We start from the raw sequence: 25,849 nt of genomic DNA, 5'->3' as shown, positions 1-25,849 counted from the left end.
TATTGCTTAGTGGTCAGTAAATTGCTAGAATTAGGCATTGTTACTAATTGGAGGTAATGGCTTTGGTGTCTGTTAAGAGAATAATTACGAAGGCTTATATGAAGAGAATTCTAAGAAAAGAGCAAACATATAAAAACGAAGAGTGTAATTTAAATTATTTGTTTATTGAGAAGAAGAAAAGTGACCGACTATTAGTCGTATTCTCAGGATTCCCACCTGCAAATCAAAAAGGTGGATATAATTACGTGCTGAAATTTAGAGATTTCGACTGCAATAAGTTATACATTTTAGATGATTTTGGGAATGACTCAAGAGGTTCTTATTATTTAGGGGAAAATAAAAACTTCTTTATTGAAAGAGCAGTGAGTCAATTAATCGAAAAAATAGCATCCGAAAAAAATATACCACTTAAAAATATAATTACAGCAGGCTCTAGTAAAGGTGGATTTGCTGCTTTGTATTTTGCTTTTAAAAACGGTTACGGAACAGCAGTTTCAGGAGGCTCTCAGGTGTTGCTAGGAAATTACTTAGCGATTCCGGGACACGAAAACATCTTATCTTATATCACAGGTGGTCGTAGTAATAAAGAAGTGGAGTATTTGAACGGAGTACTTTTGGATTTAGTTACTTCCACAGAAACGAGCCCACATCTTTATTTACACGTTGGCAAAAACGACCACCATTATCAAGACCATACGATCCCACTATTGGATGTTCTTAAGTCGAAGGATTTTAAATATAATCTTGATTTAGCTGATTATGAAAATCACAGTGATTTGGGTAAACATTACCCGATATATGCAAGAAATATGATTCAAAGAAAATTAACAGGTCAATACGATAATAAACTTTAGGAACAAATTGCGAACAACCGCAATCACATACGCAAGCAAACGGACGCCCTCGCAAGGCGTCTTTTTCTATGCGCAGAAACACGGAAAGGACGGTGAACTATGCGGAATCAAACGGAAAACGATTTCCTCGCGAAGGCTTTTCTGATATTTATCGCAATGTACCTCGCTATAACCGGAGGCTACATCTTAACGCTAGACGGCATTACGTATTCCACGCCGACTTACGATCTCATGGCGGGTCTGTTATCGCTAGACACGTACGGCGTATTACTACTCATAGCGTCAGCGCTACTACTTTACGGCACGGTACAGGACGGACTTGCACGGGGTTACTCGTTGCTAATCGGAGGGTTAATCGGCGGTGTGCTAATCGTACTCTACGCGATGGCGTCATTCGAAGGCTCTACTAACGCGTTACTACCGTTACGCTATGCGCTTGTCGCCGGATTTARCTTACTTATCGCAGGGGTAGGGGGTGTCCGCGTATGGATACGGAAAACTTAAAAGACTCGTCAGCGTTTATCACACATCGCGAATTAGTGCGGACGCAAGACGAATTACGAAAGGAACTCGCGGCGAAAGTCGAAGGTACCAATCGGCGGATAGAAGACGTAGACGACAAGGTCGATAACTTACGCGACTTGGTGCTACCGTTGCTCGAAACGTCTAAGCAGACGGCAGAGAACACACGGAAGATGGCGGATAGTATGGATAAGTTTACCGAAGGCCAACGTGCAACGAACGGACGCATATACGAAAAGTTAAACGTACATGACATCGAATTTACCCGCATCAACGTATCAAGCGGTGCACAGACGGAGAAGAAGAAAGTGAACGGTACAATCATTGTCGCAGTCATCGGAGCCGTCACGACGCTAATCGCGAGTTTATTCGCGTTGGCGCCGTTGGTATACGGTGGTTAAAAAGGAGCGCTATAAGATGAATACAACGCAAAAAAAAGGAACGGCTAACTAACGGTTGAAATTGAAGTCGCCCGCAGTAAGTCGTTCCTATTTAATAACGATATACTATCCGAGGAGGAAACGCAATGAAAATCAATTGGAAAATACGCGCTAAGAATCCGCAGTTTTGGTTACAAATCGCGTTAGCAATAGTAGTACCTGTCGGAGGCTACTTCGGCATTACGGGGGCAGACGTTACAACGTGGTCAGCGCTAGGCAACGTAATATTAAATGCCGTATCAAATCCGTATGTCCTATTTATCATCGGTGTATCGGTATATAATTCCGTAGCCGATCCGACGACACGCGGTTTCAGCGATAGCCGACGTGCATTGAATTACGATGAACCATCGGAAGGCGTGAAGTGATATGGTAAAAATCGCATTAGGCGCAGGTCATGGCGGTAAGAATTCAACCGCAGGCAAACGTTCGCCCGACAATGAGTACGAATGGAACTTTAATGACGCGGTTGTACGCGGTACTATAGCGAAGTTAGACGAATATCAAGACGTGGAGATTTTACGAGTAGACGACGCGACAGGTAAGACGGACGTACCTCTACAGACTCGTACGAACCGTGTTAACGCGTGGGGAGCAGACGCCTATGTAAGCTCACACCACAACGCTAACACAGGTAAATGGGGCGCGTGGACTGGCGTAGAGACGTACGTGTATGAAGACGCAAGAGCGGAGTCGCAGGCGTTAGCTAAAGCGGTTCACCCACGTTTAGTCGACGCAATGGGCTTACGTGACCGCGGTATTAAGAAAGCGAATTTCCACGACTTGCGCGAATCGAATTGCCCTGCGATTCTTACGGAAGGCGGTTATATGGATTCGACGCTAGACATCGTGAAGATGCGTGATAGCGATGTATTACGTAAGGCAGGCGAGGCGATTGCGTTAGGCTTAGTCGCACACTTCGGATTGAAAGCGAAAGTTACGGCGGTTAAACCTGCGCCAGTGAATCCGGTAAGCAAGCCAATCGTCAAACCAACGCCTAAGCCGATTGCTAAACCCTTAGCGAAACCGCCTGCTAAGAAGGACGTTCACCGCGTCATTGTAGACGGTAAGCAAATCGGTGCGTATTCGGATGATGCGAATATAATCATCGAGATACGTAAGGCGCTCGCAAAAGGCGCGAAGAAAATCGAAGTTAATAAGGTATAACGTGGGTTGGAATTGAATAAATAACAAGCAGGCCATCCTTGATTGGGTGGTCTTTTTTTATTTGTCGAAAAATAAATATTCTATTATATGGATTTAATACCTTTAAGTGGAGTATACTATGAATAAGCAGAAAAGGAAAAAGGAGGAATTCGGTTGATTAAGAAGCCGATTGAATATTTATTATTTAAATCCGGTATAACTAATTATCAAATTTCAAAAGAAACAGGTATTCGTCAAACCACTTTAGGTAAATACACAACAGGAAAAGCTGAAATTAGCAATATGTCACTGGGCAATGCAGAAAAGTTATACGCTTATTTCAAGGAAGCTTTTCAAAGTGCTGAAATCGAATGTAAACATGACTACACGGGACTCATTTTCGACGAGAAGGTTTGTATGCTTTGTGGAAAAACACTAAAATCAGAAAGTGGGAACGATAAATGAAAAAAATAATGATCTCTTTATTATCGGTTGTTCTTATGTCTTTAATCTTTTCGTCCGGTGTTTTAGCAGCAAGTAAAAAAACAGTGGTTTTCGGAGATAGCAATACAGAAGGTGCTAATTGGGACGATAACCATTACATGAGTTCTAAAAAGTGGGCGAGCAAATTAAGTCTTGAACGACCTGTAGTAAATGCTGGGATTGCAGGGAATACGATTGGTATGGGTTTGAAGCGTATACATTCCGTCATAAAGCACAATCCGAGTACAGTCACAATTATGTTCGGAACAAACGATGGGGTGCTGCGTGACGGGCGTATACCTAAAACATCGTGGAAACAGTTTGAAAAAGATTTAAATTATATGGTTGATACATTCCAATCCAAAAAGATTAATGTTGTGCTAATGACAGCAGTTCCTGTTATTGAAGAAGGTAAAGGCTATTACTATTCAAGGCACGACCGTAAACTTTATGAAAAATATGGAGGTGCTAGAGAATTTCAAGATAAATACAACGACATTACACGTAAAGTAGCTAAAAAACAGGGTGTTCCATTAGTGGACACATATAAAGTATTCGCACGTTATGCAGGGAATGACACTGACAAAGCCTTAGTTGAATCAAATTTAATGGATAAGTCGGGGACGCATATGTCCATGTACGGTGCTGATGTTTTGTATCGAGCAGTCGATCAAACGTTGGAGAGAAATAAATATTAATTCAGACCACTCTTAACGGGGTGGCTTTTTTATTTGCACAAATTTACGGCGTCTATTAATATAGGAAGAAACCGATACATAGCGGAGGTTATTCCGATGTTAATTCCAGCCGAACATTTACCGTACTTTGAACGGAAAATATACTTACCGATGTTACATACGGTATTAGAGCAGGATCGCGCCACTGTCGAACGTAGCGACTTTAAATTACACCGCCCATACATAGCGATAATCGACGCAGCCATAAAAGGAGTACAGGCGGATGTCAAAGCGACGAATCTGTATATGCGTCAGAATGGATTACGAATTGAGCGAGGAACACGCGATGAATTCACTACCGAATACACGTTTTACTTCGGAGGGTACGAGCAGAATCGTCGCTACTTGAACGTGCGACTGCGGAATCGTACGGAGGAACTACTCGAAGTTTACTTAATGAAGACGTAAAGAAGCGCCCTACTCGATTGAGAGCGGAGCGCTTTTTCTGTGTTCTCATACGGCTTCTCCGACTGTACGTAGCATGTTAAGGAACAACGGTGACATCTGAATTAAAACGTAGCCTAGACCTGCGTTCATTATCATGCTCCACGCCTTCTCCGAATTACCGAACATAAAGAAGAAACACGCCCCAACCATGATAACGCTAGCAACCGGGAAACTCACCGCAACAAGAATATTAATCAACGGCTCCATTACATTTGCGATTGCTTCGAGTGACGTATCGGCGATTACACCGGTCTGAATAAATTCGGGAGATGGTACATTTACGGGAATAGTTGCGGGAGTTTGAGCGATTATATCGATTGCAGTTTGTGGCGCAGGTATTGGTGGAGGCGGTTGGACGACGGTTGCGACCGGTATGCTTGTGGCTGTATACGTATCGGCGGATAGTAGACGATGGCTAACGATTGGAATTGCGACGGCGAGCGGTATGCAAGCGGTGATAACCGTTTTCTTCGTAGCATACTCGCTTCCTTTAAGTCTTTCGCTGAAATCCGTGTACTCTGCGACTGGCACCGTTTCTATATTCGCTTTTCTTCTAAACATTCGTATTCCTCCTCTTATTTTATGTCCGCGACTGTATACACCTTAACGCTTGGCAACGCCTTACACGCTTCCGTTAATTGCTTACGTCTTAACTCCGTTGTGGTCAACCATACGACTGTCGGAAAGTGTCCGAGTTTCTGCTTAATCATTCCGTTGTCGACGAGTTCCTTGTACCGTGCGATTTTAATTCGGTTCTCTTTCATAGGTTGCGCACGGTCGACTTCGAGGAAATGGTGTTGCAACGTTTTCATAAACATCGCGTCGACGATTACCGTTGCACGCCCGTCTGATACTTTAATTTCGGTACGCCAATCGGAAGGGCATCCGTAGAATAACCAAAACTCGTTACGCATGACGGTGTGATGGACGTGACCGCCTCGCTTGCGTATCTTATCGCAGCCTACGTGAGCGCGTCCGTTCTTATTTAAATAGTAAATCGTTTGATGTCCTTCGCGGATACTCGTAAGGTAATCCGATAGATAACCGAGGACTCTGTTCGCGTTGCGCGTAGTACCTAGTCGGAAATAACGGTTTAACTGATCCCGCGTGAGAAAGTCAAAGCGCTTCAAAAGTAACAGTATCCGTTCTTCGCGGTTGCTCAATCGTTTCAGTTTCAATCGGCGTGACCTCCTTCTTCACGATGTACGGTGCGAGCGTTGTCTGTATGATTTCCGATGTGATTAACGGAGTCTGCAAGATTTCCCGACCGTCAGCCGTCTGATAAATCGCCCGCCCTTTAATTTGCGGTAGATTCTCCGCGCCAGTTTCGTCAAGTACAACGCGTGACGCCGTAGCTGACTGAACACGGAATGACAACTTAGCGTCGGAGTTCTGTTTGCATTGACGCGGAATTACGTCGCCAGTCGGATACTGAGTCGCAAGTATCTGACGGAATCCTAAACCTGCGCCAAGCCTTGCGATTTGACTCATAAGCGTCTGACACTGTATTTTAAGCGCCTTGTCATCTTTGTTCGTAGCTTCCGCAGGATTTAACTCGCCGACCTCGTCAATGATTACGAAGTAACGGTCTTTAATTCCGGCTTCCTGTACGTTCTTTTTACCGAGTGTCCGCATCTTACGTTGATTCTCACGCATTTTATCGTAAGCGTCTTGTAGCGTAATTAACGCTTCTGCGGGTTCATATGCGATAGATTGCGTTTGCTTGATGTTCTCGTAATCGCACAGTTCGATACCACCTTTTAAATCGATAAGGAATAGCTTCACGTGATCCGGCTTGCTCTGTAGCAAACTCGTAATCATTGCGTTAATGAAGTTACTTTTTCCGTATCGCGTAGCACCACCGAGAACCATATGCGGAATCTTTTCGAAGTCGTGGTATTTAAACGTGTTCTTATCGCGTGTGATTCCGACAGGTACTTTCCAACCTTCACCGGCTTTAAACGCTACTTCTTTCGCTAGTGGCTCGTTGTAAACGCGTAGGGTTAGGAGTCCATCGAAGGAGAGTTCGAGTTCCTTTTTCTCCGTGAGTTTGTTCGTATATAACGACTTAACGTTGTCGATGATATTTGCGTCGAGTGGTAGCGCCTTTAAATCGGTGAGTGTTAACCGTTTGCGTCGGTTATTTAATCCGTCTTCTAATACTCGTTGCTTGCTAACGTAATCATCGAATGAGCGACCGAGTGGAATACGATACTTATACTCCATTCCCCAATCGTAAGACTTCTTCCGAATTAGTTGCGTAGTCAGCGTATCCTTTCCGTCTTTAACGTTCAGGCCACTTAACGAAATTATCCGCTGAATTTTACCACTGTCATTCGACGACAAACCGTTCTTTTTCGTAAATGCTTTTAACGCAATTCCGCCCATAAAAGTTGTCGTGATTATTTCGAATAACATCCGACCATCCTTCCTTAGTCCTCACGCCACAAAGGGTTACTTACGTAGTAAGAGTTACGCCGAAGTGGACGCTCGGAAATGGTTAATACACGTTGATTTGACGCGGTTTATCGTAGTCCCGATATATAGGGAGAGGTGGACATCAAACGGGACGCCCCAAAACCGTTAGTTTTTGCCTTCCTCCTTACGCAAAAAATACTCGCGAATAGCTTGTCGATACACATACGATCGCTCACGTTTTGGGATAGCTTTTATCCACTCGATTAAGTCAGCGTCATGTTCGGGGTGAAGCTTGGCTGCGATTTGTGGGTCTTTTTCCGACTGCATTAATTTCGTCCCCTTTCTAAAGCTTACTAAACGTTTCTAACTTCTACTACAACTTACGCAAATTTTCCGTAAGTGTTACAAATATTTAATTTCGCCATCCATTACCGGAATCCTTTATTTACTTCCGGGACGTTTAGCACAATGCAAAAAACGCCCCACGGATGTGAGGCGCTTGTGTTATTAAATGCCGTCCATACGAGCAACGACGGAGTATTGTTCCGCTGAATTCTTAACCGACGAATTAGATACGTGTGCATAACGTTTAACCATATCGTATTTTGAATGCCCGAGGATATTACGTAAGTCTTCCATGTTACCGCCACTCTCTAACCACGAAGTCGCAGCAGTATGGCGGAATATATGTGCGTGTACGGGCTTCGTAATATACGCCAAATCCGCGTAATTCTTAAGACGTTGGTTATAGCGGTTGCGATTGTATGGAGTTCCTTTTTCCGTAGCAAACACGTATTGAGACGAGGTAGTGAAATCGTTCTCCTTCATTAACTCGTTGAGTAAACGGAGGGTACGTTTTGTAATTGGAACCATTCGAGCGATACGGTTCTTCGCGATACTTGCACGGATAATAACGAAGCCTCTTTCGCTGTCGATGTCAGCCCGTTGCAAATGCGTCGCTTCGGTTATACGTAGCATAGCGTCTAATAGTAGCACGGTTAAAACGTAATCTCGGAATGACGTGTAATACGTCTTGTCCATGACGCTAAGAATACGCGTGATTTCCGTAGCCGACAAAACTTCGATAAGTTCCTCGGGTTGCTGAACGTTAGATACTTTCGCAAGCGGATTCGACTTAACGAGTAAATTCGTATGCAACGTATTAAACATTACCTTTATCGTCTTCAAACGCGTATTGATCGTCGCGGGTTTTAATCCGACTGACTTCGTTTTACGGTGGGCTATCTTACGAAACTGAACGTGTTCCTGTTGCATATGCGTTAACCACTCGCGTACAAAGTCGGTAGTAATCTCTTGTACACCGTAATTACCGCCATGCGTTTCAATATAATCGCAGAACTGCGTGAAATTCGTTTCGTACTGCTTAATCGTGCGGATAGCGATACCTTCGGATACTTTAATTTTAACGAAGGCTTTAAAAAGTGCGCGAATGTCATCCGATTCTAAGTCGGGTAGTTTTGCGTGATTGTCTACAAAATTGCGTCGTTTACGCACGGTGTCACCTCATTTTCGATTGGTTCGGCGATGGGTAACGCAGGGTAGCGCTAATACGCACCCATACGACAAAACCCCGCCTACGCAAACGTTGAGTGAACGCTTGGTATAACGGGGTTTTAACTTCGGAATGATCCCGACTGGGCTCGAACCAGCGACCTCCACCCTGTCAAGGTGGCGCTCTCCCAGCTGAGCTACAAGATCGTTTTTCTAGGACAAACTCTATTATAACTCTTACAGTATAATAGTCAATAACCTAGAAAGGGAATTTGGATGAATTATTTAAAGAAGTGGGTCCATTCTGTTTGAGCACTGCCGTTTACAACCGTCCAACATTCGAGAGCGACGGCTTTTCCGGTAACGGGTTCGAAAGATAAGCCTGCACGTTGGAACAGTGGTCCCCAAACTGTCAATGGGACATTATTAATCAAGGTTGAATGTGGTACCCATTTTCCAGGTAAATAAGGGGAAATTTCATTTGTATGTAAATCCATAATGAGTGAAAACAACTCTCGATGAAAAGTTTCTATTTCTTTTGTGACTACGGGTGCGACAAAAAAAGTGCCTTTCTGTTTGAAAAATCCAAGTGAGGATAACGAAATAGAAAGTTGTTTTTGCTTGTCGCTCCATATTTTAACTCGCTCGTTTAAAATCACCGGATTGGTTTGTTCGAATGTAAATAAACTAATATGGGGCGGAAGGGGTGTTTCTTTTCCGCGACTTGAAGCTATATGTAAGTCTTTACTATCTTGTTCTAATTTTGTAGACAATTTATAATCAAAGCGTAAAACAAGTACTTGCATGAATAATTTCCCTCTCTTTACTCGCCTGATTTCTTGAAACCGGCATCTATTGCTTGATGGTGTGTACAGAACCATTTTTCAGGTTTTGTTTGTTCATAATATTTCCCTGATGGAATGTGATAGATTTTTTTATTTTCTCTATTAATATTACCCTTTATTAAACACTTCTCATTAGTTTTTGGCTCGTGAGTTTTAACTTCATTAACCTTTGTTTTATCAAATCCACGATTTGTTACATATTTTTCGTATTGCCATATGTTTAATTCAGCCTGACGAGCTATAGCCTCAGCTTCTTCGAAAGAATCTAAATGACGCGTATTAGGTACGAATACATAAGCGACAAGGGCTTATCCTTCTTGTAACAGTATTTGCTGGACAGATTGGCCATCTGCATAAACATATGCCAACAAACGACCGTAGTCATCGTATCGTTCTCCCACGTCAAATTCAAGAGATACTGTAGCATCTTCTAACAATTGTTTATTACGTGAACTTGCCTCATCACCTAAAGGCTGATTTCCAAGTGTTTGATGTCTGACTTCAGGTGTATCAATTAATAAATATCGAATCGTTTCTGTCTTACCGTTATACTTTACTTTAATGATATCACCATCAATGACATTCAGTAACTTAACTTCAATCAAGTCCTTAGAACCACCAGTAGAAGTAGACTGCTCCCCAACACAACCAGATGTTAGCAACACAATTATTCCAAGCAGCCAAAACCATTTGTTCATTTGTCATCACCTCGGTAGAACATAATTACAAACTCAAATATAACTGAATAGGGAGAATATAACCATGATTGAAACTATCCAATTAGATTTCCTATATGATTTCGACCGAGTACTCGATCGACTTTCAATGGATCCGTTGATCTCTTTAAATAAAGAAGAGCGATATGTTCTTGTACCTACAGAAGAGCAATTAGTTTGTAAAGTTCAGGCTACTGGGACAACGGAATTCCCGACATTTGTAATAGAAGGAGCAATAAATGAACGACAACTACAAAACATCAAAGAAATTTTTCATTTCGATCGCTCTCTAGAACCAATTCATACCCATTTTACTGGTACTAATTTAGCGCCCATTTTTGAAGAACATCGAGGCACGCCCATCATAAGAGAGTTTTCGTTGTACGCAACGCTAATGAAGAGTATCATTCATCAACAATTAAATCTATCATTTGCACATACCCTTACTACTCGCTTTGTGCATACATTTGGGGAGCAACTAGATGGTGTTTGGTTTTATCCAAAACCTGAAGTAATTGGGCAACTTAAAGTTGAAGATTTACGCGAGCTACAATTTAGTACGAGAAAAGCAGAATACGTTATTGGGGTGTCTCAAGCAATAGCTAGTGGGGAACTCAATCTTCATGCCCTCGCTCTTCAAGACGATGAAACAATTACTCAAATACTTGTGAAATATCGTGGAATTGGACCATGGACGGCTGGTAGCTTTTTATTGTTTGGATTAGGTAGACCAAATTTATTTCCGCTCGCCGATATCGGATTACAAAATGCTCTGAAAAAGCTTTGGACAACGACTGATAAACCAAAGGCAGAAGAGATTTCTAGTCATTTTCCTCAGTGGTCGCCTTATTTAAGTTACGCCTCGCTATATTTATGGAGAAGTATTGAATAAACTCAGACTAAATATGTATGTCAACCTAACTAGTTCAAGTGTTACAATAATATGGAAAATATAGAAGAACATCTTGGGGAGAAATCAACATGAGAATTAGAGATTGGGATAAAAGTTTAAAAGCAAGGCTAATTGGTGAAGCGTTTATGAATATTACATTCTGGATGTTTTTCCCATTCCTTGCAATTTATTTTGCAGGAGAGTTCGGTAAAACGACAGCGGGGTTGCTACTAATTGTATCGCAAGTTTTTTCAGTAGCAGCAAATTTAGTTGGTGGCTATTGTGCAGATCAATATGGTCGTCGTACGATGATGGTCTTGTCTTCTTTTGGACAGGGGGGTGCATTTTTCATATTTGCACTGGCAAACTCGTCAATCTTGGATTCTCCAAGTTTAGGATTTATTGCGTTTTCAATTGCTAGTGTCTTTGGTTCATTGTATTGGCCAGCAAGTCAAGCCATGGTAGCTGACGTAGTTCCTGAAGAACATCGTAGTGAAGTCTTTGCCGTTTTTTATACATCCATGAACATTGCTGTAGTTATTGGCCCGATACTTGGAGGGATTTTCTTCTTCAGCTATCGTTTTGGCTTGATGATAACTGCAGGGTTGGTATGTATTTTATTAGCTTGGATTCTCATCAAGTTTACTAAGGAATCGAACCCAGCAAATTCCGATTCGTCCGAAACTAACACATCCAATGGTTTTATGTACGCGATTCAATCGCAAGTTAAAGACTATGGACTGATATTAAAAGATAAACTATTTTTACTTTTTATTATAGCTGGAATTTTAGGCGCTCAAACATTTATGCAATTGGATTTGTTATTACCTATTTACGTAAAAGAAGTAATTGGGAATGAATCTCTTGGATCTTGGTTCGGCACCGATATAAAACTAACAGGGGAGCTTGCCTTTAGTATTCTGATTTCAGAGAATGGTTTACTTGTGGCGTTATTAACTGTGGCTGTCACTAAATTCGTTGTGTCTTTTAAAGAGAAAAATGTGTTTTTTGTTTCATCGATTTTATATGCACTTGCAATGGTTGTTTTTTCGTTATTTGATTCGTTTTGGATTTTCATTTTGGCAATGGCGATCTTTACAATAGGTGAATTAATGACGGTGGGTATACAACAGAGCTTTATTTCGAAGCTAGCACCCGAACATATGCGAGGTCAATATTTTGCAGCAGCAAGTCTTCGCTACACAGTTGGTCGGATGATTGCACCGATATCTATTCCTATGACGGTATGGTTTGGATTCTTTTGGACATTTACGATTATCGCCTTATTAGCAACGATGAGTGCGTTTGTCTATTACCTCATGTTTTATTTATTTGAACAAAAAAAGACAGCTTCTCCTAAGGGTTAGATAGGGAGCTGTTTTTATGTTAGATATCGTTTTATATTTATTTTCAAAGTTATTGTTCCTGTGATTCAATTTCTTCAGTATCATGGAAATATATGAAGGATTCTTCTTCTAATTCAGTTAGACGATCTTTGTTTATCCCTAAACTCAAATTTCCTGAAAAAATAGGTTCCCACCATGTTTCTGTTTTCGTCATGTCTGTATCCTCCTTTTAAATCATCTCAATTATTTGTAAGTTCTTTACCCTTCAAAGTTACACCTTGAAACAAATATTTTCAAGATTTAAATTAATAAGTTTTTATTAACTACCAAATTAAGGGGGCGATAAATGTGAAACAAACAACTTTTGCATTAATTGGAACAGGAATTGTCGGAGAACGTATTATTCAACAACTTTTAGCCAATCATAAATGTACGATAATCAGTATATTTGATGAAAATAATGAACGGCTACAAGAGATAGCTAATAAATATCAGTTGCCTATTGCATCTTCGTTAGAGGAATTATTTAACACTAAACCACATTGGGTCTATATCGGAACACCTCCTAATAGTCATGCTTCTCTTGCTCTTGAAGCGTCCAAAAAAGGATGTTATGTGTTGTCAGAAAAGCCTCTTGCCCACAATGTGGAAAGCGGCAAGCTGATGGTAGAAAGCACGAAACAAGCGAATATCTTAACGGCAATGCATTTTCCTCTGATGTACAGCCCAGCTATCCAAACTCTAATAAGTGAATTAGCAAACCATACACTAGGTGACATACTTCGAGTGGAGCTTCATACATATTTTCCACATTGGCCAAGAAAGTGGCAACAAAATCCTTGGATTAGTTCAAGAGCTCAAGGTGGCTTTATAAGAGAAGTATTTCCACATTACTTTCAAATCATGTACCGACTTTTTGGTAATTTTTCTTTTTCAGCACATCAAACAATCTATCCTGAAAATCAACAATTATCTGAAATTGGGTCATCGGCAATCGGTCAAACAGATACAGGCATTCCGATAGTTATCAATGGTTTAAGTGGAATGGGCCAACAAGAAATACTGCTTTTTAAAGTGTTTGGAACTAAAAAAGTAATGACAATTAAAAATTGGTCTGAACTTTGGGTGAGTGAATGTGACCAACCTGACATAAGAGTTGAATTAAATGAACATCCTAAAACGCTTTGGGATGCGTGTCATGATGCGAAAAATGGGCGCGAAGCAACTCTTGTGTCATTTGAAGAAGGCTTAATTGTGCAACGATGGATTGATGAATTACTGACATAAAACAGTTAGTATGTGTAAGTTGTAAAATTATATACTTAAAAATATGGGGAAAAATCTAGACACCGAATATTAGGTGTCTATTTTTGCGTGATAAGATCCTACCCGCTACAATTAAGAGATAGATGACAGGAGTGATAACATGAATTTCACGGCTCAAGATGTAGAAGAGATGATTCAATTGCAACATGCTTTTTATTACACTGGAGCTACAAAATCAGTAGAATTCCGAAAACTACAATTAGCTAAGTTGAAACAAGCTATTCAACTACATGAACAAGAAATCATCCAAGCTCTTTATAAAGATCTACGTAAAAGTGAGTTTGAAGCATACGCAACCGAAGTGGGATTTGTGCTAGATAGCATTGGCTTTATGACGAAGCATTTAGATGATTGGATGAAGCCAGAAGCAGTTAAAACAGCCCTGCATTTACAACCAGCAAAAAGTTTTATCGTCCGGGAACCATATGGCTCCGCATTGATTATTGGTCCATTTAACTATCCATTCCAACTTGTCATGGAACCGTTAATCGGGGCAATCATCGGTGGGAACTGTGCCATTGTTAAACCTTCAGAATCAGCAATCCATACTGCTGCTGTCATCCGAAAAGTGCTCGAGTCGACGTTCACACCAGAGTATATTCGTGTAGTAGAAGGAGAACGGGAAGAAACTACCGCACTTATTCATGCTCCATTTGATACCATTTTCTTTACTGGCAGTGTTGCTGTTGGGAAAGTAGTGATGAAAGCGGCATCTGAGAGACTAACACCAGTAACGTTGGAACTTGGAGGTAAAAGTCCGGCCATAATCGATCACACTGCTAATTTAGAAGTTGCAGCAAAACGTATTGCTTGGGGTAAATTTGTAAACGCTGGTCAAACTTGTGTGGCTCCTGATTATTTACTTGTTCATCACAAGGTGAAAGAACAATTTATTAAAATATTGAAACAAACGATAATAGACTTTTATGGGAAAGATGCACAAAATAGCCCAGATTATGGACGTATCATCAATACCAAACAATTCGACCGTTTAATGCACCTAATTAACCAAGAAAGTCAGCACATTGTTGCGGGGGGGAATATGGATAAAGATGATCTCTATATAGAACCGACCATACTAGAAGGAGTGTCATGGAATAGCCTTTCGATGGAAGATGAAATATTTGGACCTATTTTACCGATTTTAACGTATGATCGTTTAGAAACGGCTATTCGCCAAGTTCGAAAACTACCGAAACCCCTTTCAGCCTATTTATTTAGTGAAAATGACAATGCCATTAACTACTTCTTAGAAGAATTGCCATTTGGTGGAGGCTGTATAAACGATACGGTTTCACATGTTGGAAGTGCTCATATGCCGTTTGGAGGAGTTGGTTCTTCAGGCATGAATGGCTATCATGGTAAATATAGTTTTGAAGCATTTACACACGCCAAATCAATTTTGAAGAAAAGTACAAAACTGCCTATTAATCTCGTATTTCCTCCATACAAAAACAAAGTAAAACTTGTGAAGTCGCTACTCCGATAGGAGAGCGACTTTTTTGATAGAATGAAAGAAAAAGTAGAAGGAGAACACACTATGAGTGAACGAATCTTAATTATTGAAGACGAAGAGAACATCGCCCGTGTTCTTCAATTGGAGTTAGAGTTTGAAGGATATACAACAGGAATTGCATATTCGGGTACGGATGGTTTAATCAAATATCGTGAGCAGTCGTGGAATCTTGTGTTACTCGACTTGATGTTGCCAGGATTGTCGGGACTAGATGTGTTACGAAGAATACGAGCGGATGAACAACAAGTTCCAGTCATCCTATTGACTGCTAAAAATAGTGTCGAGGATAAAGTGTCTGGCCTTGATTTAGGGGCAAATGATTATGTGACAAAACCCTTTCAAATGGAAGAATTACTTGCTCGCATTAGAGCTAACTTACGAATGAAAAAGCGCGATATTCAGACTGAAGAAATACCTGATTTATTCAAACACCATTTTAAAGACTTAAGTCTTCATGAACAAACGCGTGAAGTGAATAGAAACGAACGTAAAATTGATTTGACCCCTAGAGAGTTTGATTTGTTGCTTCATTTAATGAAACATCCCAATCAAGTATTGTCGCGGGAACAACTCTTGGATTCGGTATGGGGCTACAACTATTACGGGGAGACAAATGTAGTAGACGTCTACATTCGCTACTTGCGTAAGAAAATTGATTTTGATGAAACACATAAATACATTCAAACAGTTCGAGGAGTAGGCTATGTGTTAAAGGAGCAAATAGATGAAATTAAAAAGTAAAATCCATCTTTTCTCGACACTATTAATGTTGTTAATTTTAATCATTACGAACGTTGGAATTTATTTAATCTACAGCCAAAATACGTACGAAACAGAGCTACAACAATTACGAGCGGAATCTGAAATTCTGGTTCATGCGTTAAGTCAAATGACGGAATCTACAAATCCTGCTACGATTTTACGTGCTTATTCTCCAGCAAATGGTGCTGTAAGAATTGTAAACACTTTAGGTGAAATAGAGGTTGAAGTAAATACCACGGATCGCGTTGATGCAGTGAAAGTTCAAGAGGTCACAGCAGAAACACAAGAAGTGAGTACCATTAATGGTTCAAAAATGCTGACCTTATCTATACCGATTATTGACTCATCAGGTGCAATTTCGCAATTACAAGTTATTCAAGTATTAACTGATGTAGAAAGAAATTTGAATGAATTAATGTTTATTTTAATTAGCATAACTCTTGTAGGTACTATCCCAATACTGATTTCGAGTATTGTGCTCGGGAAACTTGTCACTCAACCTATACAAAAATTAATTTTGACAATGAAACATATTCAAAACAGTGGGAGCTATGAGCAAATCAAAACGTCGGATCATCGTAAAGATGAGCTCGCTCAACTGGAACATACATTTAACGATACGATGATATTACTCGAACGGAATTATAAGAAACAAGAACAGTTTGTATCTGATGCTTCGCACGAATTAAAGACACCACTTACAGTGATTGAAAGCTACGCAAGTTTGGTTAATCGCCGAGGTTTAAGTGACCCGAAAATAATTCAAGAAGCGACTCAAGCCATTTTACAAGAATCCGTTCGAATGCGGGACATGATTGAGCAAATGTTGCAACTAGCTCGTTATGATGAAGAATTAGTAATCAATCGACAAGCAACTGATTTATTAGAAGTAATTGAACAGACGTTACGTTCGATGAAGCAAGCGTATCATCGCGAGTTCAATTTAATTGTAGACCCAAATTTTGAAACACTTATCTACAAAACAGATGAGCAAAAGTTAAAGCAATTGTTGTTTATTTTCTTGGACAATGCTCGAAAGTATAGCGAAGAAGAAGTTGATTTGCATATTACGGAGATTCCCAACTTCATTAAGATTGCCATCACTGATAAAGGTATCGGTATTCCAAGTGAAGCCATCCCTCACGTATTTGATCGTTTTTACAGAGTTGATGAAGCACGTAACCGCAAAACGGGTGGAACTGGGTTAGGATTATCGTTAGCCAAAGAAATAGCCAAAGGTCTTAATATCAACCTAAATATAATTAGCGTTTTAAATGTTGGAACCACTATCACGCTTGAATTAGAGAAAAAATGACCGGGTTCTCATGTAATTTTAATGTTCATAATCTATCCTTAGTAGAAAGGAGGCGTACTCATGACATTGGTTACTAAATCTTGGTTTATGCCACTCTTAATAACACTTATTATTTTAGGAGCCGGTGCTATATATGCATTGAAATTGACAAATGGAGAAGAAATAATTTCCAATAAAGAAATAAGATCTCGTATTGAACAAATGTATGGTGGATCCGTCTCTAATCTAATTCGAAAAAATGATCTTTATATAGCACGAATAGAACGTCAAGATGGCTTATACGAGGTTGTTGCTGACACTTCGAAAGGTAATATTGTATCGATTAAACTACTCAAACAAACTGATGGACAGCAGCTTCCTATTAAGTCTAAAGAGGACATCAAATCGATTGTTAGTAAAGAATATGAGGGAACCATTGAACGAATAGTTTTAAGCAGACAGACGGAGCATCCTTTTTATGCTGTTGACATGGCAAAAGACGAAACGCTAATCACATTAACGGTTGATGCATTAACAGGAACTGTTTTAGATAGTACGGAAAAGCAAACCACTACCGAACAAGCTTTGATAAAAAGGGAACAAGCAATAACGATTGCAAAAACCCAGTTAACTGGTGAAGTTCAATATACTACTTACGAAGAAACGTCTGATGGTGGCTATTATCTTATTGAAATCGAATCGGAAGATGACCGAGAAGCGGTTATCCAAGTACATGGCGTGTCAGGTGAAATTCTATCAGTTACATGGGACGATCAAGATGATGAAGATGACGATTAAATTTCTCATCAATTTCTCATAATCTTCTCCGAGTTCTCTCATGTTGGTCAGATAACATGAAAGTATCAAACAAAGGAGGAAATAAAAATGAAAAACTTGAAAAGCAAATGGATGGCTGTCCCAATAATCACTGGCGCTCTAGTATTTGGAAGTATCGCGTTGGTAGCAGGAGCCAATCAGAATTTAGATAAAGAAACTGTCAATGGAACCAAGAAAGACAATTTATTAACGAATGAAGAAATAATAGAAAAAGCTTTAACAATAGTTGACGGTACTGTAACAGAAGTTGAATTGGATAGAACATTAACTAGAACTATTTATGAAGTTGAGATTAATAAAGATGGCTTTGAATATGACTTAGATATGGATGCGGTTACAGGTAAAGTATTGAAGAATGATAAGTCAGCAGACGATAAAGATGACAAAGAAGATCTTGATGACAACAGTACAAAGATAGAGTCCAGTAAAGTAGCGATAACAAGAGAAGCGGCAATTAAAACCGCATTAATAGAGGCAACTGGAACTGTGACAGACGTAGAACTTGAGAAAGACGATGCTCAAATATTTTATAAAATTGAAGTCGAAGATGGAACTAACGAAGTAGAGGTTAAAGTTGACGCGAATACTGGGGAAGTTTTGTCGGTTGACGAAGATGATGACAATGACGAATATGATGATGAAGAAAACATTTAAGAAGATGTATTAAAAAATCAGCGTCCCCATTTAAATGGAGGGCGCTGATTTTTTTGGTGATTTAAATGGTAATAATATTGATACTTGAGTTCCTTTATTAACTCGACTATTAATATTGATTTTCCCACCATGCTCTTGAATGATTTTCTCTGAAATCATCATACCAAGACCTGTTCCAGTTGTTTTGGTAGTGAAAAACGGTTCAAAGATTTGTTTTTGTACTTCTTGCGTCATACCAGCACCATTATCTCGAACGTGAATGCCGATAAAACCGTCATTTTCATGTGTTGAAGAAATGTGAAGTGAACCTTCTTTTTCTAATACTTCTACAGCATTTTTCACTATATTAATAAACACTTGTTTAATTTGATTTTGTTCACCTATGACAACCGTATTCGGCGCATTCCAAGCTACTGTCAACACAATCCCTCTTAAATTAAGTTCAGGCTTATATAGGAACACTACATCTTGCATGATTTTCTCCAAACTAAACTCTTTTACGGTTGTAACATGAGGTTTTGCGAGAATTAAAAACTCACTTATTATTAAATTAATTCGCTCAAGTTCAGATTCAATTATTTTTGTGTATGTTTGATAAGGGTGTTGATTATCCTCATTCATCATTTGAATGAAACCTGAGATCACAGTCATTGGATTTCGTATTTCATGTGCAACTCCGGCTGCGATTTCACCAGCTAACTTTAATTTTTCTGACTGGAGAATGAGTTTTTCTGCTTCTTTGCGATACGAGATGTCGCGAGTAATTAAAGACATGGCAACTATTTCACCAGACTTATTATAAATAGGACTAAGCGTTAGTTGTGCATCGAAGAAAGTACCATCTTTCTTCATATCTTTTGTCTCAAACGAATAGAAACTTTCACCACTCAACACTCTTTTTATACGGTCGATAGCGGCGTCAGAGTTTTCAGGTGGGACAAGTGGAACACGACTTCCAATACATTCTTCACGACTCCACCCATACAATAATTCAAACGCTGGATTTATTTCAATGATTTTAGCATCTAAATCAAAAACTGCTATGCCATCCTTCGCATTTTCAAAAAACATGTACAAATATCCTTCTTTAGAATCAAGTGCTCGTTCTAAAGAAGATTGCTGTTCTGCCATGTTAAAAAACGTTTTTTGCAATAATTGAGAATGGACAATAGCTGTTACACTAATTAAAATAAAAAATAACATGAGCACATACAAATCAGTAAATTCAATTGTGTTTTCAAAGAGATTAAAATTAGTATTAAATAAGTAGATGACTTCAAAAACTGTTATCGGTAAAAGAAGTAAATATGAAGTGATTGAATGGTATAATGAAGCAACAAATAGTGGGAAAATAAAAAGAATAATATGTACGTAATTCGGTGTATCTAAATTAATGAAAAAAATGTATCCATTTAATCCTGATAATATAAGAATTTGCAACAATTGATTATTAATATTCAGTTTATAAAGAACAAATAATAAAGTGCAATAAAGAAAAGCCAAAATGGGTAATGCGTGTTCATAAGGGGAAAATAAACTTAATAAAGTATGAAATAGTAATCCGAGTGCAAATAATTGTATAAACAATCGATTACGTTTGTTTATGTATACGGTTATGTCCATTTTTCACCTCAGTTGGAAAGTTATTCTGCTTATATCATACATGATTTGTCAGTGTCGGAACATGCCGAATTTTGGTATGATATTTATATATAGGGGGTTTACAATGTCTAACACATTTAAAGAGAAAGAAACAGTGCAGTTACTTAAAGAACTCGTAGAAATTCCAAGTCCTTCTGGCTATACAAAAGAGATTATGAAATTTATGGCTTTAATTTTAGATAAAATGAAGGTACCGTTTATACAAACGAATAAAGGTGCATTAATAGCAACTATAGAAGGAAATGATTCGACTAAACATAGACTATTAACAGCACATACAGATACACTCGGTGCTATGGTAAAAGAAGTAAAAGGTAGTGGTCGTCTTAAACTATCGATGATAGGTGGTTTTAACTGGAATTCTGTTGAAGGTGAATATTGTTACATACATACAGCGTCTGGTAAGAAAGTTCGAGGAACCATTCTTATGCATCAAACGACGGTCCATGTATACAAAAATGCAGGTTCTGCAGAACGTAATGTAGAAAATATAGAAGTGAGATTAGATGAAAAAGTAATGAATGCGGAGGAAACAAGAGCGTTAGGCATTGAAGTTGGGGATTTCATATCGTTCGACCCAAGATTCGAGCAAACGGATTCAGGTTTTATTAAATCGCGACATTTGGATGACAAAGCAAGTACGGCATTATTACTACAACTTATTGCTTCAATAAAAGAAAACAATTTGACTCTTCCAAACACTACTCATTTCTATATTTCAAACAATGAAGAAATTGGTTATGGAGGAAATTCAAATATTCCTGCAGAAGTTGTGGAATACATTGCAGTCGATATGGGTGCAATAGGTGATGGACAAACCTCTGATGAATACACGGTATCGATTTGTGCGAAAGATTCTTCAGGTCCATACCATTATGATCTAACTCGTAAATTGGTTGAGCTAGCAAAAACGAATAACATTGCTCATAAACTAGATATTTATCCATATTACGGATCTGACGCTTCAGCTGCAATTCGAGCAGGTTTTGATGTTAAGCATGCCTTATTCGGACCCGGCATTGAGGCATCACATGCTTTTGAACGAACACATATTGATTCATTAAAACATTCTGCAGCACTATTAGAAGCATATGTGCTCTCTCCAATGGAGACAGAATAGGAGGAAAGCAAATGCAGTCATCTGACTTAATCAGTTGCTTGCCAATTAAAGAAATTCACGGAACACTTCCAAAAGAAGTTTATGATATCGCGGTTGATTCAAGAAGTGTGCAACCCGAAAGTGTTTTTATCTGTATTAAAGGATATACCGTGGATGGACATGATTACGCATTGCAAGCAATTGAAAGTGGAGCAAAAATAATTATTACAGAAAAGTATCTTGAATTAGACTATTCCCGAGTTGCTTGCATCGTTGTTGACGATACAACACGGGCTATAGGATTATTAGCTTCAAAATTTTATGGGTATCCATCTAAAGACATGACGATGATCGGTGTTACCGGAACGAATGGTAAAACAAGTGTCAGTGGAGTTTTACAAAATATGCTACAAGGATTAAAAGTAAAATCTGCTTTAACCGGTACGATTGGTTTTAATTTAAATGGTGTCCTTTTCGATTCAGCAAATACAACAAGTGATGCACTCACTACGCAACAAATGATTCAGCGTGCCAAAAATGAAGGTTGTAAGTCAATGATTATGGAAGTATCTTCTCATGGTTTGGTTCTTGGTCGTTTAACAGGGGTTGATTTTGACATAGCAATCTTTACTAATTTGACGCATGATCATTTAGATTTCCACGGGACGATGGAACAATATGGACAAGCAAAAGGATTATTGTTTTCCCAGCTTGGACAAGACTTACAACGTGAGAAACATGCAGTTGTGAATTTAGATGATGAGTGGTCGACCCGTTTGAAAGAGATGACCGGTTTTCCTGTTTGGACCTACGCCATTCACCAAGACGCTCATTTTCAGGGTAGAAATATTCAACTGAAATCAGATTGTACACAATTTGACATGAAGACTCCTGAAGGGATTTTTCCAGTACGAATGAATTTGCTTGGTGAGTTCAATGTGTATAATGCATTAGCAGCAACAACTGCTTTATATACACAAGGCTATACAGTTCCTCAAATTTTGGAACAACTTGAAAAAATTCCTCCAGTAAAAKGAAGAATGGAAAAGTTGACTAGTGATTTACCAATATCCATATTTATTGATTATGCACATACTCCTGATGCAATCGAAAAAGCAATTTCGTCTGTGATACCTTACAAGACACAACGACTCATCTTTTTAGTAGGAACAGGTGGCAATAGAGATCGTTCAAAACGTCCTTCCATGGCAGAGAAAGCTTCAATAGCTGATTATGTCATACTGACGACAGATGACCCACGTGATGAGCCGTACGAATCAATTCTTAGTGATTTAGAAAAAGGTATGCTTCATGATAGTTATGCTTGCATTGGGAATCGTGAGGAAGCAGTCAAGCATGCTATAGCAATAGCTGAACCTGGGGATATTATTATTTTTGCAGGCAAAGGTCACGAAGATTATCAAATCATTGGCCGTAAAAAATATCCTCATAGTGATGGAGACATTGCCTTGGTAGCTGGTAAATTGAAATTTCAAGATTCGCCATCCCGTTCTTAAGCTAGATTCGATGAAACGGTAGAAGGCAGACATAATAACAAATTATATAAACTGAATTTATACATCTTTTTTCTTTTCAAAGAACCGATCACAATTGTCGATCGGTTCTTTCGACATTTTGCGTACTTGTAATTTATATGAAAAATCCATATGATAGTAAAGGAAAAACGAAGGAGAATACCTATTTATGACTACTCAAATTCAAGTTCAAATACAAGCAAGAAGAACGTTTGCTATCATTTCGCATCCAGATGCTGGTAAAACGACAATGACAGAAAAGTTATTATTTTTTGGTGGTGCCATTCGCGATGCAGGTACTGTAAAAGCGAAAAAAACTGGGAAATTCGCAACATCTGACTGGATGGAAATTGAAAAACAACGTGGGATTTCTGTTACCTCATCCGTGATGCAATTTGATTACGATGATTGCCGAATTAATATTTTAGATACACCAGGTCACCAAGATTTCAGTGAAGATACGTATCGTACATTAATGGCTGTTGATAGTGCAGTGATGATTGTGGATGCTGCAAAAGGAATAGAAGCTCAAACAATTAAATTATTTAAAGTTTGTCGCTTACGAGGAATTCCAATTTTTACTTTTATTAATAAATTAGACCGTCAAGGGAAAGAACCACTTGAACTAATGGAAGAATTAGAAGAAGTACTCGGTATTGAATCATATGCAATGAATTGGCCTATTGGTATGGGGAAAGAGTTTTTAGGGATTTATGATCGTTTTAATAACCGCATAGAGCAATTCCGTAAAGATGGAACTGACCGCTTTTTACCATTGACTGAGGATGGAGAATTAGCAGTAGATCACTCAATGATAAAAACGTCTTACTACACACAAGCATTAGAAGATATTATGTTGCTGAATGAAGCGGGAAATGATTTTGATCAAGAAAAAGTGAGAAATGGTAAAATGACACCCGTGTTTTTCGGAAGTGCTTTAACTAATTTTGGTGTACAAACATTTTTGGAAACCTATTTACAATTTGCACCTACTCCGCAACCTCGTAAAACAGATGCGGATGTTGAAATAAATCCTGTGACAGATGAATTTTCTGGATTTATTTTCAAGATACAAGCAAATATGAATCCAGCTCACCGTGATCGTATCGCCTTCGTGCGTATTGTATCTGGGAAATTCGAGCGCGGTATGACGGTCACATTAGCCCGTACAGGTAAGACGTTTAAATTAACTCAATCTACTCAGTTCCTGGCTGACGAACGAGAAACAGTTGAGATTGCTGTTGCAGGAGACATCATTGGTCTGCATGACACAGGAAGTTATCAAATTGGTGACACAATTGTAGGTGGAAAGAAAACGTTCAACTATGAGAAATTGCCACAATTTACTCCTGAATTATTTGTCCGTGTAACTGCCAAGAATGTTATGAAGTCTAAGCATTTTAATAAAGGTATTATGCAATTAGTACAAGAAGGTGCCATTCAATATTACAAAACCTTGCATACAGAAGATGTAATATTAGGCGCAGTAGGTCAACTTCAATTCGAAGTGTTTGAACACCGAATGAAAAATGAATATAACGTTGAAGTACGCATGGAATCAATTGGTAACAAAATTGCTCGTTGGATTCAAAATGAAGGCGATGTAAAAGAATCCATGTCAAGTCCACGTAGTATGCTAGTGCGAGATCGTTTTGATCGCTATGTTTTCTTGTTTGAAAATGATTTTGCGATGCGTTGGTTCCAAGATAAAAATGAAAATATCGAATTGTTTAGTTTGTTATAAGAAAAATCCTGTCCATGTGACAGGTTTTTTTATTTTTTATTGGTGAGCCAACAAGTATGAAAACCAAATACTTGTGGGTCTCATTCTTGGGCCCACAGGAAGTGGGTCATGATGGTGTTGCCACAAAATTTCTCGCATTGCTTTTTGCGACGAGTAACCGCAGGAGCAGGACGTGGCGTTTTTAACCTTCGTTCCTTTTAGGTGCAAATGTACTCTTTCGTCTTTTAATATCAACAGCATTCTAAAACTTTGCCAAAATAAAAAAAGCAGATAGAAGCCGAAATAGCATCTTCGGCCGAACATCTACATAAAGAAACCTTCTATTCTGTAGTAAACCAAATCAAAATTACTGTGTCCTTCCAGGTTGCAAGGGAGCGGAGGATGCACAACCGCCGCAGGATAATCTACAAAAAGTGAGGTGGGCGAKTGACGCAGTCACAAGCCCAACTCTCTTTATTCTCTAGATTATTGTGCAGCAGGTAAAGCGTCMGAAGCGAACTGGAAACCTGTCATCCTCAGTAAATGGAACCAAGGTTTCGGTTTGTAGTTGWAGTGATATTTCTTAAATTGAATTTTAATAAGATGTTTTGAAAATAAAGGCTCTGTTTAACTATCCTGTTGTCTATCGTACATTTACGCTTGCTACACGTTCCGGAGCCAACAAGTATGAAAACCAAATACTTGTGGGTCTCATTCTTGGGCCCACAGGAAGTGGGTCATGAAGGTGTTGCCACAAAATTTCTCGCATTGCTTTTTGCGACGAGTAACCGAAGGAGCAGGACGTGGCGTTTTTAACCTTCGTTCCTTTACATGCTAGGCGCAAATGTACTTTTTTGTTTGTTTGTAATATCAACAGCGTTCTAAAACTTTGCCAAAATAAAAAAAGCAGATAGAGGCCGAAATAGCATCTTCGGCCGAACATCTACATAAAGAAACCTTCTATTCTGTAGTAAACCAAATCAAAATTACTGTGTGCTTCCAGGTTGCAAGGGAGCGAATGATGCAAATCCGCCGCAGGATAATCTACAAAAAGAGAGGTGGGCGAGTGACGCAGTCACAAGC

The 25,849-nt window shown here is 39.1% G+C and carries 29 protein-coding genes and 1 tRNA gene; 19 read left to right on the top strand and 11 right to left on the bottom strand.

What is annotated here, in order from left to right:
- Nucleotides 1-62 precede the first annotated feature (62 nt).
- The 8 genes from AC1DOS_RS03300 to AC1DOS_RS03265 all read left to right on the top strand — a co-directional run bounded on the left by AC1DOS_RS03300 (nucleotide 63) and on the right by AC1DOS_RS03265 (nucleotide 4,590).
- On the top strand, nucleotides 63-854 hold the full coding sequence (locus tag AC1DOS_RS03300) for a hypothetical protein (RefSeq protein ID WP_477536382.1): 792 nt from the start codon (nucleotides 63-65) through the stop codon (nucleotides 852-854).
- 231 nt (nucleotides 855-1,085) lie between these two features.
- A complete protein-coding gene (locus AC1DOS_RS03295; protein ID WP_477536381.1) occupies nucleotides 1,086-1,358 on the top strand; it encodes a hypothetical protein in 273 nt (90 codons plus the stop codon).
- Entirely contained in the window at nucleotides 1,340-1,777 is a 438-nt protein-coding gene (locus tag AC1DOS_RS03290) for a hypothetical protein (protein WP_477536380.1), read from the top strand. The genes AC1DOS_RS03295 and AC1DOS_RS03290 overlap by 19 nt, the downstream gene beginning before the upstream one ends.
- A 125-nt stretch (nucleotides 1,778-1,902) precedes the next feature.
- A complete protein-coding gene (locus tag AC1DOS_RS03285) occupies nucleotides 1,903-2,184 on the top strand; it encodes a phage holin (protein ID WP_477536379.1) in 282 nt (93 codons plus the stop codon).
- A 1-nt stretch (nucleotide 2,185) separates the two neighbouring features.
- The gene (locus AC1DOS_RS03280; protein WP_477536378.1) at nucleotides 2,186-2,983 is read left to right on the top strand and encodes an N-acetylmuramoyl-L-alanine amidase; all 798 of its coding nucleotides are present in this window, start codon (nucleotides 2,186-2,188) and stop codon (nucleotides 2,981-2,983) included.
- A 153-nt stretch (nucleotides 2,984-3,136) separates the two neighbouring features.
- On the top strand, nucleotides 3,137-3,427 hold the full coding sequence (locus tag AC1DOS_RS03275) for a hypothetical protein (RefSeq protein WP_477536377.1): 291 nt from the start codon (nucleotides 3,137-3,139) through the stop codon (nucleotides 3,425-3,427).
- Entirely contained in the window at nucleotides 3,424-4,143 is a 720-nt protein-coding gene (locus AC1DOS_RS03270) for an SGNH/GDSL hydrolase family protein (protein WP_477536376.1), read from the top strand. Before AC1DOS_RS03275 ends, AC1DOS_RS03270 begins: the two co-directional genes overlap by 4 nt.
- Nucleotides 4,144-4,239: 96 nt before the next feature.
- Nucleotides 4,240-4,590, top strand: a complete 351-nt coding sequence (locus AC1DOS_RS03265; RefSeq protein ID WP_477536375.1) for a YhjD family protein — start codon at nucleotides 4,240-4,242, stop codon at nucleotides 4,588-4,590.
- Nucleotides 4,591-4,635: 45 nt separating this feature from the next.
- Here AC1DOS_RS03265 and AC1DOS_RS03260 read toward each other — a convergent pair whose 3' ends face one another.
- The 9 genes from AC1DOS_RS03260 to AC1DOS_RS03220 form a co-directional block, all read right to left on the bottom strand.
- Nucleotides 4,636-5,190, bottom strand: coding sequence for a hypothetical protein (locus tag AC1DOS_RS03260; RefSeq protein WP_477536374.1), 555 nt, complete (start codon nucleotides 5,188-5,190; stop codon nucleotides 4,636-4,638).
- A 14-nt stretch (nucleotides 5,191-5,204) separates the two neighbouring features.
- The gene (locus tag AC1DOS_RS03255) at nucleotides 5,205-5,759 is read right to left on the bottom strand and encodes a replication-relaxation family protein (RefSeq protein WP_477536406.1); all 555 of its coding nucleotides are present in this window, start codon (nucleotides 5,757-5,759) and stop codon (nucleotides 5,205-5,207) included.
- Entirely contained in the window at nucleotides 5,746-7,047 is a 1,302-nt protein-coding gene (locus tag AC1DOS_RS03250; protein ID WP_477536373.1) for an FtsK/SpoIIIE domain-containing protein, read from the bottom strand. The genes AC1DOS_RS03255 and AC1DOS_RS03250 overlap by 14 nt, the downstream gene beginning before the upstream one ends.
- Nucleotides 7,048-7,212: 165 nt before the next feature.
- Complete coding sequence (locus AC1DOS_RS03245; protein WP_477536372.1) at nucleotides 7,213-7,374, bottom strand: hypothetical protein; 162 nt, start codon at nucleotides 7,372-7,374, stop codon at nucleotides 7,213-7,215.
- A gap of 180 nt (nucleotides 7,375-7,554) precedes the next feature.
- Nucleotides 7,555-8,562: a tyrosine-type recombinase/integrase gene (locus tag AC1DOS_RS03240; RefSeq protein ID WP_477536371.1), complete on the bottom strand. Its 1,008-nt coding sequence runs from the start codon at nucleotides 8,560-8,562 to the stop codon at nucleotides 7,555-7,557.
- A 131-nt stretch (nucleotides 8,563-8,693) separates the two neighbouring features.
- Nucleotides 8,694-8,766: transfer RNA gene (locus AC1DOS_RS03235), tRNA-Val, on the bottom strand.
- Nucleotides 8,767-8,840: 74 nt separating this feature from the next.
- On the bottom strand, nucleotides 8,841-9,365 hold the full coding sequence (locus AC1DOS_RS03230; RefSeq protein WP_477536370.1) for a 2'-5' RNA ligase family protein: 525 nt from the start codon (nucleotides 9,363-9,365) through the stop codon (nucleotides 8,841-8,843).
- A gap of 17 nt (nucleotides 9,366-9,382) precedes the next feature.
- Nucleotides 9,383-9,511 (bottom strand): sunset domain-containing protein, encoded by a 129-nt coding sequence (locus AC1DOS_RS03225; protein ID WP_477536405.1) that lies wholly within the window; start codon nucleotides 9,509-9,511, stop codon nucleotides 9,383-9,385.
- 201 nt (nucleotides 9,512-9,712) lie between these two features.
- Nucleotides 9,713-10,102, bottom strand: a complete 390-nt coding sequence (locus AC1DOS_RS03220) for a thermonuclease family protein (RefSeq protein WP_477536369.1) — start codon at nucleotides 10,100-10,102, stop codon at nucleotides 9,713-9,715.
- Nucleotides 10,103-10,166: 64 nt separating this feature from the next.
- Between AC1DOS_RS03220 and AC1DOS_RS03215 the strand changes: the two genes are divergently transcribed.
- Complete coding sequence (locus AC1DOS_RS03215; protein WP_477536368.1) at nucleotides 10,167-11,012, top strand: DNA-3-methyladenine glycosylase family protein; 846 nt, start codon at nucleotides 10,167-10,169, stop codon at nucleotides 11,010-11,012.
- An 89-nt stretch (nucleotides 11,013-11,101) separates the two neighbouring features.
- Complete coding sequence (locus tag AC1DOS_RS03210) at nucleotides 11,102-12,379, top strand: MDR family MFS transporter (protein ID WP_477536367.1); 1,278 nt, start codon at nucleotides 11,102-11,104, stop codon at nucleotides 12,377-12,379.
- A gap of 49 nt (nucleotides 12,380-12,428) precedes the next feature.
- Here AC1DOS_RS03210 and AC1DOS_RS03205 read toward each other — a convergent pair whose 3' ends face one another.
- Nucleotides 12,429-12,572 carry a hypothetical protein gene (locus tag AC1DOS_RS03205; protein ID WP_199224039.1) on the bottom strand — a complete coding sequence of 48 codons (144 nt, stop codon included), beginning with the start codon at nucleotides 12,570-12,572 and terminating at the stop codon, nucleotides 12,429-12,431.
- A gap of 134 nt (nucleotides 12,573-12,706) precedes the next feature.
- On the opposite strand from AC1DOS_RS03205, the gene AC1DOS_RS03200 reads away from it, so the two are divergent.
- The 6 genes from AC1DOS_RS03200 (at nucleotide 12,707) to AC1DOS_RS03175 (ending at nucleotide 18,747) form a co-directional block, all read left to right on the top strand.
- Nucleotides 12,707-13,645 carry a Gfo/Idh/MocA family protein gene (locus tag AC1DOS_RS03200; RefSeq protein WP_477536366.1) on the top strand — a complete coding sequence of 313 codons (939 nt, stop codon included), beginning with the start codon at nucleotides 12,707-12,709 and terminating at the stop codon, nucleotides 13,643-13,645.
- A 139-nt stretch (nucleotides 13,646-13,784) separates the two neighbouring features.
- Entirely contained in the window at nucleotides 13,785-15,173 is a 1,389-nt protein-coding gene (locus tag AC1DOS_RS03195) for an aldehyde dehydrogenase (RefSeq protein WP_477536365.1), read from the top strand.
- Nucleotides 15,174-15,224: 51 nt separating this feature from the next.
- Nucleotides 15,225-15,941 (top strand): response regulator transcription factor, encoded by a 717-nt coding sequence (locus tag AC1DOS_RS03190; RefSeq protein ID WP_477536364.1) that lies wholly within the window; start codon nucleotides 15,225-15,227, stop codon nucleotides 15,939-15,941.
- A complete protein-coding gene (locus tag AC1DOS_RS03185; protein WP_477536363.1) occupies nucleotides 15,925-17,277 on the top strand; it encodes a sensor histidine kinase in 1,353 nt (450 codons plus the stop codon). The genes AC1DOS_RS03190 and AC1DOS_RS03185 overlap by 17 nt, the downstream gene beginning before the upstream one ends.
- A 60-nt stretch (nucleotides 17,278-17,337) precedes the next feature.
- Nucleotides 17,338-18,054, top strand: a complete 717-nt coding sequence (locus AC1DOS_RS03180) for a PepSY domain-containing protein (RefSeq protein ID WP_477536362.1) — start codon at nucleotides 17,338-17,340, stop codon at nucleotides 18,052-18,054.
- Between the two features lie 87 nt (nucleotides 18,055-18,141).
- On the top strand, nucleotides 18,142-18,747 hold the full coding sequence (locus tag AC1DOS_RS03175; RefSeq protein WP_477536361.1) for a PepSY domain-containing protein: 606 nt from the start codon (nucleotides 18,142-18,144) through the stop codon (nucleotides 18,745-18,747).
- Between the two features lie 30 nt (nucleotides 18,748-18,777).
- On the opposite strand, the gene AC1DOS_RS03170 is transcribed toward AC1DOS_RS03175, so the two are convergent.
- Complete coding sequence (locus AC1DOS_RS03170) at nucleotides 18,778-20,370, bottom strand: ATP-binding protein (protein ID WP_108584347.1); 1,593 nt, start codon at nucleotides 20,368-20,370, stop codon at nucleotides 18,778-18,780.
- Between the two features lie 103 nt (nucleotides 20,371-20,473).
- Here AC1DOS_RS03170 and AC1DOS_RS03165 point away from each other — a divergent pair, with 103 nt between their 5' ends.
- The 3 genes from AC1DOS_RS03165 (at nucleotide 20,474) to AC1DOS_RS03155 (ending at nucleotide 24,787) form a co-directional block, all read left to right on the top strand.
- Nucleotides 20,474-21,529, top strand: coding sequence for a M42 family metallopeptidase (locus AC1DOS_RS03165; protein ID WP_477536360.1), 1,056 nt, complete (start codon nucleotides 20,474-20,476; stop codon nucleotides 21,527-21,529).
- An 11-nt stretch (nucleotides 21,530-21,540) separates the two neighbouring features.
- The gene (locus AC1DOS_RS03160) at nucleotides 21,541-23,025 is read left to right on the top strand and encodes a UDP-N-acetylmuramoyl-L-alanyl-D-glutamate--2,6-diaminopimelate ligase (RefSeq protein WP_477536359.1); all 1,485 of its coding nucleotides are present in this window, start codon (nucleotides 21,541-21,543) and stop codon (nucleotides 23,023-23,025) included.
- Between the two features lie 187 nt (nucleotides 23,026-23,212).
- The gene (locus tag AC1DOS_RS03155) at nucleotides 23,213-24,787 is read left to right on the top strand and encodes a peptide chain release factor 3 (RefSeq protein ID WP_477536358.1); all 1,575 of its coding nucleotides are present in this window, start codon (nucleotides 23,213-23,215) and stop codon (nucleotides 24,785-24,787) included.
- The last annotated feature ends 1,062 nt before the right edge of the window (nucleotides 24,788-25,849 follow it).

This window comes from Paenisporosarcina sp. P5_A11 (genome assembly GCF_056400705.1).
Note: the sequence above shows the minus strand (reverse complement) of the source record. Positions and strands in the feature narration are given on the sequence as shown.